Below are 13,231 nucleotides of genomic sequence, written 5' to 3' on the forward strand. Positions count from 1 at the left end.
GGGGACTCGGACATGGGAACTCCTACGGACGACGGAAGCGGCGGTCGGCGGCGGTGATGAATCCGCCCAGGGCCATCAGCAGCGCGCCCAGCCAGATCCAGCGCACGAACGGTTTGATGTGCACCCGTACCGCCCATGCATTGTTGCCCAGCGGCTCGCCCAATGCCACGTAGACATCACCGTCGAAGCGTGCATCGATGCCGGCTTCGGTCATCACCTGGCCGCCACTGGCGTACTGGCGCTTCTCCGGATGCAGCAGTGCCAGTTCGCGGCCATTGCGGAACACGCGCAGATGGCCGCGGTCGGCGATGAAATTCGGACCTTCGCGATGGTCCACGCCTTCGAAGCGCACTTCATGGCGGCCGACCACCACCTGCTGTCCGGGTGCCAGCGCTACTTCGCGCTGCACGTTGAGTGCTTCCACCAGCAGCGCGCCGGCCAGGAACACGGCAATGCCGGCATGGGCGACGATCATCCCCAGCATTTCGGCGGTGAAACGGCCGTTGCCGCGCAGGCGCTGCCAGACGAAGCGGGCGGTGCCCAGCCCGACCCAGGCCGCTGCAGCAACGCCCAGGCCAGCCTTCCAACCGTTCTGTGGGGCCTGCCACCAGGCCAGCGCGCCGAGCAACATGGCCAGTCCCAGCCATGGTGCCAGCAACGCGAATGCACGCGAAGGCTGGTCGCGCTGCCACTTCACCAGCGGGCCGAACGGCAGCAGCAGGATCATCGGCGCCATCAGCAGCAGGAACAGGCTGCCGAAGTAGGGCGGGCCGACCGAGATCTTGCCCAGCGACAGCGCATCGGCCAGCAGCGGGTACAGCGTGCCGAGCAGGACCATCGCGCAGGCAGTGGCCAGCAGCAGGTTGTTGGCCAGCAGCAGGGTTTCGCGCGATGTCGCGGTGAAGCCACGGCGCGGATCGTCGGCGTTCACCGACAGACGTGGCGCCCGCAGCGCATACAGCAGCAGGCTGCCGCCGACCAGCACCGACAGGAACACCAGGATGAACAGGCCGCGCGAGGGATCGGCGGCGAACGAATGCACGCTGGTAAGCACGCCGGAGCGCACCAGGAACGTACCCAGCAGTGACAGCGCGAAGGCGGCGATTGCCAGCAGCAACGTCCAGCTGCCGAAGGTGCCGCGCTTCTCGGTGACGGCCTGCGAATGGATCAGCGCCGCACCGACCAGCCACGGCATGAAGCTCGCGTTTTCCACCGGGTCCCAGAACCACCAGCCGCCCCAGCCAAGCTCGTAGTAAGCCCACCAGCTGCCCAGCGCGATCCCCAGCGTCAGGAAGCCCCAGGCGACGTTGGTCCACGGCCGCGTCCAGCGCAGCCAGCGGGCGTCGACGCGTCCTTCCAGTAGTGCGGCTACCGCGAACGCGAACGGCACCGCGAAGCCGACGTAACCGATGTAGAGCATCGGCGGGTGGATGATCAGCCCGGGGTCCTGCAGCAGCGGGTTGAGGTCACGGCCTTCCAGTGGCGCCGGGTTCAGGCGCAGGAACGGATTGGAGGTGAAGATCAGGAAGGCGAGGAAGCCGACGCTGACCACGCCCATCACCGCCAGCACGCGCGCTTGTACCGGCGCCGGCAGGTGCCGCGAGAACAGCGCCACCGCGCCAGTCCACAGCGCCAGCACCAGCGCCCACATCAGCAACGAGCCCTCGTGCGCGCCCCAGACCGCCGAGTAGCGGTAGATCATCGGCAGCAGCGAATTGGAGTTCTCGGCCACGTAGCGCACCGAGAAATCCTGCTGAACGAACGCGGCGGTGAGTACCGCGAAGGCGCCGGCAAGCAGCAGCAGCTGCGCGAAGGCGGCCGGTCGCGCCACCGCCATCCATGCCGTGTTGTTGCGCTGCGCACCGGCCAGCGGCAGGCCGGCCTGCAGCAGCGAGGCCAGCAGCGCGCACAACAGCAGGATCTGACCCAGTTCGGGCAGCACTCAGCGCACCTCGGGTGCCGTCACCGGCACATCATGCTTGCGATGGGCGTCGCCCATCTTGTCGGCCACTTCCTTCGGCACATACTTCTCATCGTGCTTGGCCAGGACTTCATCGGCGACGAAGATTCCGTCCTGCAGGCGGCCGCTGGCAACCACGGCAGTGCCCTCGGCGAACATGTCCGGCAGGATCCGTGAGGTGCTCACCGCCAGCTGAGCATCGCCGTCGGTGACCTCGAAGCGTGCTTCCAGCGAGCCGACCGGGCGGTTGAAGGAGCCCTTCACCACCATGCCGCCCAGGCGGAAGCGCGACTGCGCATCGACATCCCCGCGCAGCACCTCCGAGGGCGTGTACAGGTAGGCGATGTTGCGCTCCAGTGCCATCGCCACCAGCGCGGTGGCCAGGCCGGACGCAAGCAGGGCCAACAGCACCCAGACCAGGCGGCGACGCTGTACCGGGGTCATCGTTCCAGCTCCGTCGGCAACGACGACGCGGCTTCCTGCTTGCCGGCGCGGGTCTGCTGTCGCTGCTGGCGTGCCAGGGCGAGGCGGCGTGCCACGCGCAGGCGCAGCCACGAACCGATGGCATCGGCGCCGAGCACCAGTACGAACACGGCATAGGCACCGATCACGTAAGGCAGGTGGGTCATGGCTGGGCCTCCCCGGCCGGGCGTGCGGCATCGACCCGGCCACCGACCCAGGCCTTGCCGGCCTCGCGGTCGAGGTTGTCGGCGCGGGCCTTGGCCAGCACCGAGCCTGCGAACCAGAACTTGGTGCCGATCACCATCCACCACAGCGGCGCGATCATCGCGCTGCTGATCGCCGATTCACCGAACACGTTGATCGACTGGCGCTGGTGCAGGCCGCCCCACCAGTCCACCGAATAGCGGATCACCGGCAGCAGGCTGACACCGACGATGGCCAGCAGGCCAGCCGCGCGAGCGGCGCTGCGACGGTCCTCGATGGCGTGGTACAGGCCGATCACGCCCAGGTACAGGAACAGCAGCACCAGTTCACTGGTCATGCGCGGGTCCCAGTCCCACCAGGTGCCCCAGGTGCCCTTGCCCCAGATGCTGCCGGTGAGCAGGGTGATCAGGGTGAAGCCTGCGCCCATCGGCGCGCAGGCCATGGCCAGGATCTCGCAGACCTTGATCCGCCAGATCAGTGCGATGGCGGCATACAGCGCCATCAGCGCGAATACGAACAGGCTCATCCAGGCACTGGGCACGTGGATGTAGAGGATGCGGAAGCTGTCCAGCTGCTTGGCTTCCGGCGGCACCACCAGCAGTGCCTGCCACATGCCGACCAGCAGCACCGGTACCGCAGCCAGGTAGAACACCCGCGACCAGCGGGCAGCGAATCGGTCGAACGTGGGGGGCGAGCCGAGTTGGTGGAACCAGCGGACAATCGGATTCATGCGTGGCGGCTATCCAGCAGGGGTGGATTGGCTCTCAGCTCGGTCAACTCAGAGAAATACGTATTGCAGCAGCGGTGGCCAGCGGAGCCAGCACCAGCGCGACCAGCAGGCCGGCGCCCAGCATCAGCAGCGCACCGACCGGATCCTGTCCGCGTCCGGCCGCCGCCAGACTGCCTGCACCGAACACCAGCACCGGCACGTACAGCGGCAACGACAGCAACGCTACGAGAATACCAGAGCGCCGGATGCCTACGGTCAGTGCTGCGACCACACCACCGATCAGACTCAGCAACGGTGTTCCCAGCAGCAACGATGCCAGCAACATCGGCAGCTGGTCATGCGGCAGATGCAGCATTTCGGCCAGCAGCGGGCTGACCACGATCAGAGGCAGCGCAGTGGTGGCCCAGTGCAGCAGCACGCGCACCAGCACCAGCCAGGCCAGTGGCACCGGCGCCAGCAGCCATTGTTCCAGCGAGCCGTCTTCGGCATCGGAGCGGAACAGTGAATCCAGTGACAGCTGGCCGGCCAGCAGCACCGCCAGCCACAGCACTGCGCCGGCGGTGGCGGCCAGCAGTTGTGGTTCGCGGCCCTGGGCGAGGGCGAACAGGACCACCACCAGTACCGCGAACAGCAGCGGTTGCAATGCGTCGCCGCGACGGCGCCAGAGCAGGCGCAGGTCGCGCTTGAGCAGCGCACCTGCGGTCTGCCACAGGCCCGGTTCGGTACCCGGCGCGATCATGCAGCACCGCCGAGGTCGAGCTGGCGGGTACGCACCGGCGGTGCGGCATAGGCGCCGTGGGTGGTGACCAGTGCAGCGCCGCCGGCACGCAGATGCGCGGAAATCATCCGGTTGACCAGGGTGATGCCCTCCAGGTCGAGGTTGGCATAGGGTTCGTCGAGCAGCCACAACGGCGCAGGCGACAGCCAGATGCGTGCCAGTGCCAGACGCCGCTTCTGTCCGGCCGACAGATGCCGCACCAGGGTGTCCTCGTAACCGGCCAGGCCAACGATGGCCAGTGCGTTGCCCGGCATCTGCCGCGCGCGGCGACCGTGCAGGCCGCACAGGAAATGCAGGTTCTCCAGCGTATCCAGGTCCGGCTTCAGCGCCGGTAGGTGGCTGAGGTAGGCCACATAGCGTGCACGCTCGGCATTGCTGGCCGGCTTGCCGTCGATCCGCACCTGGCCGGCACCGGGCCGGGCCAGGCCGGCCAGCACGCGCAGCAGGGTGGTCTTGCCGGCACCATTGCCGCCCTGCACCAGCAGCGCCTCGCCGGCGTCCACATGGAAGTCCAGCGGGCCGAACACCGGCTCGTCATTGCGGGAGAAGCTCAGGCCGCTGGCGGCCAGCAATGCAGGGGTGTTCAAGGGGCAGGGTCTTCATGCCGGAGTGCGGCGGCAATTGTAGCGGTGAATGCATACGGTAGTGCCGGCCGCTGGCCGGCAGGCGCGACCAAGCGTCGCAGATTGTCCGAGGTTGCCGGCCAGCGGCCGGCACCACCGAAGCAGGGATTGCGTAAACTCAGGGGCCTGTTTCCCCATATCCCCAGGCCGATGCAACCGAACACCAAGCTGCCCAAGGTCGGTACCACGATCTTCACCGTGATGTCCCAGCTCGCCGCCGAACACGGCGCGGTCAACCTGGGCCAGGGTTTCCCGGACTTTTCGGCGCCGCAGCGCCTGATCGACGAGACCGCCAGGGCGATGGCCGCCGGGCTGAACCAGTACCCGCCGATGACCGGTGTGGCGCCGCTGCGCCAGGCCATCGCGCAGAAGGCGCTGGACTGCTACGGCGCGCAGGTGGATGCGGACAGCGAGATCACTGTCACCAGTGGCGGTACCGAGGCCATCTTCAACGCCATCCACGCCGTGGTGCGTGCCGGCGAGGAAGTGATCGTGCTCGACCCGGCCTATGACTGCTACGAGCCGGCGATCGACCTGGCCGGCGCCAAGGCGGTGCATGTGTCGCTGGATCCGCAGACCTTCGCCGTCGACTGGGACCGCGTGCGCGCGGCCATCACCCCGCGCACCCGCATGCTGATCGTCAACACCCCGCACAACCCGTCCGGCGCGATGCTGTCGGCGCAGGACATGCAGGCGCTGGCCGAGCTGCTGCGTGGCACGCAGATCTACCTGATTTCCGATGAGGTGTACGAGCACATCATCTACGATGGCCGCCGCCACGAATCGGCGCTGCGCTATCCGGAACTGCGTGAGCGCGCTTTCGTCATCTCCAGCTTTGGCAAGACCTACCACTGCACCGGCTGGAAGATCGGTTACGCGATCGCACCGCCGGCGCTGACCGCCGAATTCCGCAAGGTGCACCAGTACAACACCTTCACCAGTTTCGGCCCGGCGCAGTACGGCTTTGCCGCGATGATCCGCGATGAACCCGAACACCACCTGGAGCTGGGCGCGTTCTACCAGGCCAAGCGCGACCGCTTCCGCGAGCAGCTGGCCGGCACCCGATTGAAGGCGTTGCCGGTGCCGGGCGGTTATTTCCAGCTGGTCGATTACTCGGCCATCAGCGATCTGCCGGACCATGAGTTCGTGAAGTGGCTGACCATCGAGAAGGGCGTCACCGCCATTCCGCTGTCGCCGTTCTACGAGAATCCGCCGGCTGGTCAGCGCCTGGTGCGCCTGTGCTTTGCCAAGAATGAAGCGACCATGGACGCGGCGATCGAACGCCTGCGCCTGCTCTGAGCGAGGCTTGAACATGCAGGACCTGCGCATTTCCCTCGTCCAGGGTGACACCCGCTGGCACGACCCGGCTGGCAACCGTGCCTACTACGGTGCGTTGCTGGCGCCGCTGGCCGGCAGCACCGACCTGGTGATCCTGCCGGAGACCTTCACCAGTGGCTTCTCCAACGAGGCCATCGCCCAGGCCGAAGGCATGGATGGCCCGACCGTGGCCTGGGTGCGCGAGCAGGCCAGGGCCTTGAACGCGGCGGTGATCGGCAGCGTGCAGTTGCGCGAGGGCGAGGGCGTCTACAACCGTCTGCTGTTCGCCACGCCCGACGGCGAGCTGCAGTACTACGACAAGCGCCACCTGTTCCGCTATGGCGGCGAGCACGAGCGCTATTCGGCCGGTCGCGAGCGCCTGAGCGTGGAATGGAAGGGCTGGCGGATCAATCCGCAGGTCTGCTACGACCTGCGTTTCCCGGTGTTCTGCCGCAACCGCTACAACGTGGAGCGTCCGCAGCAGCTGGATTTCGACCTGCAGATCTTCGTCGCCAACTGGCCGTCGGCACGCGCCTATGCATGGAGGACCCTGCTGCGTGCGCGGGCGATCGAGAACCTGTGCTTCGTTGCTGCGGTCAACCGTGTCGGCGTCGATGGCAACCAGCTGCACTACGCAGGTGACAGCGCGGTGCTGGATTTCCTGGGGCAGCCTCAGGTGGAGATCCGCGAGCGCGAACAGGTGGTCACCACCACCATTTCGGCCGAGGCGCTGGCCGCACACCGCGCGCGCTTCCCGGCCATGCTTGATGCCGATGCCTTCCATCTGGACGAACAGGCCTGAGCGACGGCCTGAACGCTGCCGCACCAGCGCGCGCGCCTGCATTCAACCTGCACGCGCGCGCTGCTAGATTCGCCGCCAGTCCGACCGAACGGGAAGTCCCGCCATGAACAAGCCCTTCGCCCTGCTGCTGGCCCTGTCTGCCGCATCGCTCGCCCCGGCCGCGCACGCTGCCGGCAACCTCGATTGCGAGCTGCACTACAACCTGTCCGGCTGGTCGCTGATCTACAAGACTGCCTCCGGCAATGGCACTGTCACCTGCAGCAACGGCGCCAGCATGCCGGTGCGCATCCAGATGAAGGGGGGCGGCCTGACCGTGGGCAAGTCGAAGATCACCAACGGGCGTGGCAATTTCACCGGCGCGATCAGCATCGATCAGCTACTGGGCACCTACGCATCGGTCGGTGCACATGCCGGTGCGATGAAATCCAGCAATGCGCAGGTGATGACCAAGGGCGACATCTCACTGGCCCTGTCCGGTACCGGCAAGGGCTGGGACCTGGGCGTGGACGGTACCGCGTTCACCCTCAGCCGGCGTTGAGGCGGCGCTGCGCTGCGCCATCCCAGCTGATCCGGATGTAGTGCTGTTCGGAATCGCTCAACAACCGTTCGACACCGAAACCATTCTTCAGCAGCTGTGCGACCACGTCTTCGACGAGCTGCTCGCTGGCCATCACCTGGCTGAAGCCGAACACGATATAGCGGCGGCCATTTTCCGAGCCGATCTGGATCGAGTTGTCGAGGTCGCGGTAGAACTGTTCGATCGGGCGCTTGGCGGCATCGGCGTTGGCGCGGGCCTGTTCGGCGGTGATGGTGATCATGGGCATCTGCCTTGTGCGGGAGAGCACGCACGATAGCCAGCGCCCTGATGTGAATTCCGTGCGTGGCGCACAATGCCCCGTGTTTGCAGCAATTCCTAACATGAGCTGTGAACGTCAAGATGCGCAGGGAAAGTGCCGCGCGGCGGTGAGCATCCTGCATCGACATGAAGCCATCGGGAAGGGATGGGTGCCAGCAGCAGTACAGGCGTGCAACGCACCGCCCAGAGGGGATCCTGCACCCATCCGATGCTGTGGGCACGCAGTGCATTTACATTTCCTTGACCTTGCAGTAACCCCGCAATGCCTAACAGGGACGTCCCAGCGATTCTGCTGGGATCATTGGAGACGCTGGAATGGAGTTCAGAACGTCCGTGCTGCTCGTGGCCCTCATCGCCACACCCGCGATCGCCCACGCCGAAGTCTGCCTGTCCGACAGCGGCATCGTTGTGTCCTGTCCTAGCCTGTTACCGCATCCGGTGACGGCCAGGTTCGAGATCGGGACCCTGCCGCGTGTGGCCGGCTCGCCATCGGAGATCTACATCACAGGCGGCGGCCAGGTGGATGGAACGAGTAATTTCTCGGTCTATGCCAATGGTCAGTTCCTGTGCCGTACCAATGACAATTACGACGGTGGCAACACCACGCCGATTCGCCATTGCACCGCGACCATCGCAACACCCGGGACCTATGTGATCTCGGCGTCGCGCAACAGCCCTGGCAACTTCCTTGCGCCGATGGACGAAGTGATCAACGTGCAGTAATCGATTGTCCGCTGACCCAGGCCCCGGGGCGTAACCCCCGGGGCCTCTGCTGCCCTTATGGCAGCGGGACCGGCTCCTTCACCGTTGCGATCCACAACCAGGCCTTCCGCCGTCAACTGCCCTGTCCCGTTGCAGCCACAAGGCCAGCAGGCCACACAGGATAAGGGTTGGTGCCAGCAGCTGCACTGCACCGGCCAGTGCCATTGCCGCACCGATCAACAGGTAGTAGAGCAGGCCGAACAGCGCGCCTGCGCTGCCGAGACAATGTGGATAGCCGCGCAGGGCCTGGCCGAGCACATTGGGAATGGCAAGGCCGAAGCCCGTCACCACCGGCACCATCGCCGCGACCAGGGCCGGGTGATCATGCAGCAACGCGGCCAGCAGGCCTCCCGTAAGAACCAGTCCTGCGGCGATGCGGATGCGCGTGGTTGTGGCAACGCCTGCACGCAGCAGGCGCCCATTGCCCCACGCGCCCAATGCCGAACCCAGTGCCAGCACCGCGCCGCTGGCGCCGAACCAGGTGGCTGGCCAGTGCAGGCGCGCAAACACGAAGGGGCCGAGTACATACCAGCTGTACATCGCGACGTTGAAGGCCATCACTAGCAACGCGTGTGACCAGATCCAGCGATCGCGCAGCAGTTCCCGCAGCAGCGGCAGCATGGGCGTGTGCGGGATCTGTACAGGGCGGCTTTCGCGCAGCCCTGCCAGGCATGCGACTGCCAGCAGGGCAGCAATCAGCAGCAGGCCGGACTGTACGCCGACATAGCCATTGGCGGCGACCAGCAGCGTGCCCAGTGCAAGACCGATGGCCGGACTCAGGGCCAACGCCATGCCGATCCAGGAGAATGCCTGCGCCAACGCCGGCCCCTGCAGATGGTCGCGCAGCACGGTCTGGGTGACCACCGAAGCGGCGGCGGCGCCGACTGCGGCCAATGCCTGGGCCAGCAGCACCTGGCCGAAGCTGCCAGCCATCAGGCCGCCCAATGCAGCCACTGCGAAAACGCCGAGGCCACAGAGAAGGGCGGGGCGACGACCGATACGATCGGCCAGGCGCCCCCACAGCAGCACACCCGCAGCGAAGCCGAACAGGTACAGGCTCATGGCCTGGCTGGCGGCACTCGGCGGCAAGGCGAAGCGTATGGCTAGATCGGCCAGGGCCGGGCTGTACAGGGTCTGTGCCAGCTGCGGAAACATCAGCAGTGCAATGGCGAGCAACAACAGGCGACGCGACATGCGGGCGCTCCAGGAACGGGGCCGCGCATTGTGGTCGCGTCCGCAATGGCGCACCCTGTCTATCCTGTCATCGAATGTATGAAATCAGACATGGCCTGGTTGCAGCCGGACGCGCACTTCGACGCCGATGCCTGGAGCGCTCCGGTGCTGGGGATCGCGGCCTCACTGGCGGATCACGATTCGGGTTGGCACCAGCACGCACGCGCGCAGCTGCTGTACACCCGACAGGGCTGTACGCGCCTGACCTATGGTGATCGCATCAGCCTGCTGCCGCCCGCGCGCGCAGCGTGGATTCCGGGTGGGCTGCGCCATCGCGCGCAGATGCGCCAAGCGGTCGACTACCGTTCGTTGTACTTCGACGCCACCCTGTCGGCCCAGCTGCCCCGGCAGCCGGCGATCATCGGCGTAGGCCCGCTGCTGCAGGCCTTGCTGGAGCCGATCGCGCAGGCACCGTTCGACCATGACTGGCAGTCGCCGCGCGCGCACCATCAACTGGGGTTGTGCGTGCTGGAAATCGCCGCTGCACCGGTGGCGCCGATGGACCTGCCTTTACCGCGTGATCCGCGGATTGCACGTTGCCTGCCGCTGGCCGAACAGCTGCCGCCCGAACTGGGGGAGCTGGCCGCGCGCACAGGCCTGAGCGCGCGTACCGTCGGTCGGTTGATGCAACGCGATACCGGCATGAGCTATCAGGCCTGGCGCCAGCAATGGCGCCTGATGCGGGCCATGGAGCTGCTGCTGCTCGGCCATCGCGTCGCGCATGTGGCCCAGGACACCGGCTTCTCCGCCGAGAGCCCGTTCATTGCCTTCTTCCGCAGCATGACCGGCACTACGCCCGCCGCTTTCCAGCGCCACGCAAAAGGGGACGGAGGGGATTAGTCGTTTTCGCCCCTTCGATACACACCGTGGCAAAAACGAATTAATCCCCTCCGTCCCCTTTTTAAAGAAAAACCCCGGCCGGAGCCGGGGTTTTTCATGTCGCTCGCGTCAGCGATCAGCCGCCGCGCGGGCCACTGCGGCGCGGGCCGCCGGGGCCACGGTTGCCGCCGGGGCCACCCGGGCCACGGTTGCCACCCGGGCCGCCGGGACCACGATTGCCGCCGGGACCGCCCGGGCCACGGTTGCCACCGGGGCCACCTGCGCCGCGGTTGCCGCCCGGGCGTGCATTGGCGTTGCCGCCCGGACGACCGTTGCCGGCCGGACGCGCACTGCCATACGGGTTGAAGCCCGGATTGGCGTGGTCGGACGGGAAGCTCGGGGCGTTGCCCGGATGGCCGTACGGGTGCTTGTTGCCCTGGCCCTGCGAGCGGTTGCCGGCACCGGCCGGACGGCCCTGGCCGCCACCGGCGCCACGGCCTTCACCACCGAAACCGCCACGGCCCTGGCCGCCACCGGCGCCTGCGCCCGGACCCTTCGGCTTGCCGTATGGACGACCCTGGCCGCCTGCGCCCGGACCGCGTGCGCCGGGGCCACGAGCACCCGGACCGGCATTGCGGTGGCCGCTCGGGCCGGTGCTGACACCGTCCGGCACATACCAGGTACGGAATGCCGCCGGGTTGCCTTCCGGCAACGAGCGGTCGTTCTTCTGTGCGCGCTGCTTGAACGGCTTCTGCGACTGCTTGGCTGCGGCTTCACCGCTGACCGTCAGGCCGCCCTTGAAGCCGCCGCCTGCCTTGCCGCCACGACCACGGCCGCGGTCTTCGCGGACGTTGTCGAAACGACGCAGCTCGCGACCTTCATCGGCAGTGTTGTGGCCGTTGACGTAGGCATTGCCACGGCCACCTTCGCGTACGCGCACGGTGGTCTTGGCGGCGCGGCGCTGGCCGATCACCGGCTGCAGGGTCAGCGCCGACGGCGCGCCTTCTTCCAGCTTCAGCTGCGCACGCAGGGCTTCGACCTGGGCGCTGCCCAGCTCCACCGAATGGCCGCGGGCCAGTTCGCGCGGCAGGGTAACCTTGCCGTAGCGGGTGCGCTTCAGGCGGCTGACCTGGCAACCCTGGGATTCCCACAGGCGGCGCACTTCGCGGTTGCGGCCTTCCTTCACCACAACGCGGAACCAGTCGTGCGAATCGGTGCCGCCAATGCGTTCGATCTCGTCGAACTTGGCCGGGCCATCTTCCAGTGCCACGCCGCGGCCGAGGCGGTCGATGATGGCGTCGGAGACCTTCTCTTCGCCTTCCGGGGCACGCACGCGCACAACGTACTCGCGCTCGACCTCGAACGACGGGTGCATCATGGCGTTGGCCAGCTCACCGTCGGTGGTGGCCAGCAGCAGGCCGGTGGTATTGATGTCGAGGCGGCCGACCGCGATCCAGCGCGCGCCCTTCAGCGGCGGCAGCGACTCGAACACGGTCGGGCGGCCTTCGGGGTCTTCGCGGGTGGTCACTTCGCCTTCCGGCTTGTTGTAGACCAGCACGCGCGACGGCTCGGCCAGGGCGGTGGCGACGAAGCCACGGCCGTCCAGCTCGATCTTGTCGCCGCTCTTGACCGACATGCCGGTCTGCGCGACTTCACCGTTGACCTTGACCAGGCCTTCGGCGATGCGCTGTTCCAGCGCGCGGCGCGAGCCGAGGCCGGCCTGGGCCAGGACCTTGTGCAGGCGTTCTTCCAATTTGAACTGTTCGGAGGTGGCTTCGCGCTTCAGCGAGAGCTTGTTACGGGGGGTGTCACTCATCAGTTTTGCTCCGGCCGACGGTTTCGAGGTCGGCCTCTGGTTCGGAATCGGCTTGGTCAACAGCCACGGTCGTCATCGCGACGGCGTTGTCTTCGCGTTCGTTCACTGGCACCGCGCGCTCGCCCGGCGCGGAATCGGGATGCCCATCATCGAAGGGCGAAGGTGCTTGCTCATCGGAGGCCGAGGCAGGGGCTGCATCGGCGGAATCGGGGGTCTCGCTGCCGGCCAGGCCGGTGTCATCATTGGCGGCGTCATCGTGACCACCGGTCGAAACATCGGGGCCTTCGGCGCCAGCCCGGGGCGGTGCATCGCGGTCCAGCGACAGCTGTGGCTCCAGTTCGCCCAGGTCCTTCAGTTCCGACAGTGGCGGCAGTTCATCCAGTCGCTTCAGGCCGAAGTAGTCCAGGAAGCCCTTGGTTGTACCGAACAACGCCGGCTTGCCAGGCACGTCGCGGTGCCCGACCACGCGTATCCACTCGCGTTCTTCCAGCGCCTGGATGATGTTGCTGCTGACCGCCACGCCGCGCACCTGTTCGATCTCGCCGCGGGTGATCGGCTGCCGGTAGGCAATCAGCGCCAGGGTTTCCAAAGTAGCGCGGGTGTAGCGGGTCTTGCGTTCGGTCCACAGCCGGCTGATCCAGCCGTGTACTTCGCCGGTGACCTGGTAGCGGAAGCCTGAGGCGACCTCGACCAGTTCCACGCCACGGCCTTCGCAGGCGTCGCGCAGGCGTTCCAGCGCACGTTCGATGCTGCCCGGCGGTGCCGGTTCCTCTTCCGGGAACAGGTCCTTCAGCTGGGCCAGGGTAAGCGGCTGGCTGGAAGCCAGCAGCGCACCTTCGACAATGCGGTCGATCAGCGGTTGATCCATC

The 13,231-nt window shown here is 67.0% G+C and carries 15 protein-coding genes; 5 read left to right on the plus strand and 10 right to left on the minus strand.

The features are described from left to right. Positions 1-22: 22 nt before the first annotated feature. The 6 genes from DI041_RS17120 to ccmA are packed head-to-tail and all read right to left on the minus strand — an operon-like array spanning position 23 to position 4,721. On the minus strand, positions 23-1,942 hold the full coding sequence (locus DI041_RS17120; RefSeq protein ID WP_065724273.1) for a heme lyase CcmF/NrfE family subunit: 1,920 nt from the start codon (positions 1,940-1,942) through the stop codon (positions 23-25). Then, positions 1,943-2,404, minus strand: a complete 462-nt coding sequence (gene ccmE / locus DI041_RS17125; RefSeq protein WP_136639498.1) for a cytochrome c maturation protein CcmE — start codon at positions 2,402-2,404, stop codon at positions 1,943-1,945. Then, positions 2,401-2,589 (minus strand): heme exporter protein CcmD, encoded by a 189-nt coding sequence (locus DI041_RS17130; RefSeq protein ID WP_046984380.1) that lies wholly within the window; start codon positions 2,587-2,589, stop codon positions 2,401-2,403. Before DI041_RS17130 ends, ccmE begins: the two co-directional genes overlap by 4 nt. Further along, positions 2,586-3,356, minus strand: a complete 771-nt coding sequence (ccmC, locus tag DI041_RS17135) for a heme ABC transporter permease CcmC (RefSeq protein ID WP_006378253.1) — start codon at positions 3,354-3,356, stop codon at positions 2,586-2,588. The genes DI041_RS17130 and ccmC overlap by 4 nt, the downstream gene beginning before the upstream one ends. A 43-nt stretch (positions 3,357-3,399) precedes the next feature. Further along, positions 3,400-4,095 (minus strand): heme exporter protein CcmB, encoded by a 696-nt coding sequence (gene ccmB, locus DI041_RS17140; protein ID WP_006456616.1) that lies wholly within the window; start codon positions 4,093-4,095, stop codon positions 3,400-3,402. Next, complete coding sequence (gene ccmA, locus DI041_RS17145; RefSeq protein WP_005413987.1) at positions 4,092-4,721, minus strand: heme ABC exporter ATP-binding protein CcmA; 630 nt, start codon at positions 4,719-4,721, stop codon at positions 4,092-4,094. Before ccmA ends, ccmB begins: the two co-directional genes overlap by 4 nt. A gap of 186 nt (positions 4,722-4,907) precedes the next feature. Between ccmA and DI041_RS17150 the strand changes: the two genes are divergently transcribed. The 3 genes from DI041_RS17150 to DI041_RS17160 all read left to right on the plus strand — a co-directional run bounded on the left by DI041_RS17150 (position 4,908) and on the right by DI041_RS17160 (position 7,414). Next, positions 4,908-6,056, plus strand: a complete 1,149-nt coding sequence (locus DI041_RS17150) for a pyridoxal phosphate-dependent aminotransferase (RefSeq protein WP_005410338.1) — start codon at positions 4,908-4,910, stop codon at positions 6,054-6,056. A gap of 13 nt (positions 6,057-6,069) precedes the next feature. Continuing rightward, a complete protein-coding gene (locus DI041_RS17155) occupies positions 6,070-6,876 on the plus strand; it encodes an amidohydrolase (protein WP_136639499.1) in 807 nt (268 codons plus the stop codon). A gap of 103 nt (positions 6,877-6,979) precedes the next feature. Then, positions 6,980-7,414: a hypothetical protein gene (locus DI041_RS17160; RefSeq protein ID WP_046984377.1), complete on the plus strand. Its 435-nt coding sequence runs from the start codon at positions 6,980-6,982 to the stop codon at positions 7,412-7,414. Here DI041_RS17160 and DI041_RS17165 read toward each other — a convergent pair. Beyond that, on the minus strand, positions 7,401-7,694 hold the full coding sequence (locus tag DI041_RS17165) for a hypothetical protein (RefSeq protein WP_046984376.1): 294 nt from the start codon (positions 7,692-7,694) through the stop codon (positions 7,401-7,403). The two genes, DI041_RS17160 and DI041_RS17165, sit on opposite strands and share 14 nt — an antisense overlap. 353 nt (positions 7,695-8,047) lie before the next feature. On the opposite strand from DI041_RS17165, the gene DI041_RS17170 reads away from it, so the two are divergent. Beyond that, positions 8,048-8,455, plus strand: coding sequence for a hypothetical protein (locus DI041_RS17170; RefSeq protein WP_012511621.1), 408 nt, complete (start codon positions 8,048-8,050; stop codon positions 8,453-8,455). 78 nt (positions 8,456-8,533) lie between these two features. Here DI041_RS17170 and DI041_RS17175 read toward each other — a convergent pair whose 3' ends face one another. Then, entirely contained in the window at positions 8,534-9,688 is a 1,155-nt protein-coding gene (locus tag DI041_RS17175) for an MFS transporter (RefSeq protein WP_136639500.1), read from the minus strand. Between the two features lie 90 nt (positions 9,689-9,778). Between DI041_RS17175 and DI041_RS17180 the strand changes: the two genes are divergently transcribed. Beyond that, positions 9,779-10,567: an AraC family transcriptional regulator gene (locus tag DI041_RS17180; protein ID WP_046984374.1), complete on the plus strand. Its 789-nt coding sequence runs from the start codon at positions 9,779-9,781 to the stop codon at positions 10,565-10,567. 115 nt (positions 10,568-10,682) lie between these two features. Here the strand turns inward: DI041_RS17180 and DI041_RS17185 are convergent, their stop codons facing one another. Then, entirely contained in the window at positions 10,683-12,362 is a 1,680-nt protein-coding gene (locus DI041_RS17185; RefSeq protein ID WP_046984373.1) for a pseudouridine synthase, read from the minus strand. Beyond that, complete coding sequence (gene scpB, locus DI041_RS17190; RefSeq protein WP_046984372.1) at positions 12,355-13,230, minus strand: SMC-Scp complex subunit ScpB; 876 nt, start codon at positions 13,228-13,230, stop codon at positions 12,355-12,357. The genes DI041_RS17185 and scpB overlap by 8 nt, the downstream gene beginning before the upstream one ends. Position 13,231 lies beyond the last annotated feature (1 nt).

The organism is Stenotrophomonas maltophilia (genome assembly GCF_004920835.1).
GTDB lineage: Bacteria > Pseudomonadota > Gammaproteobacteria > Xanthomonadales > Xanthomonadaceae > Stenotrophomonas > Stenotrophomonas maltophilia_AQ.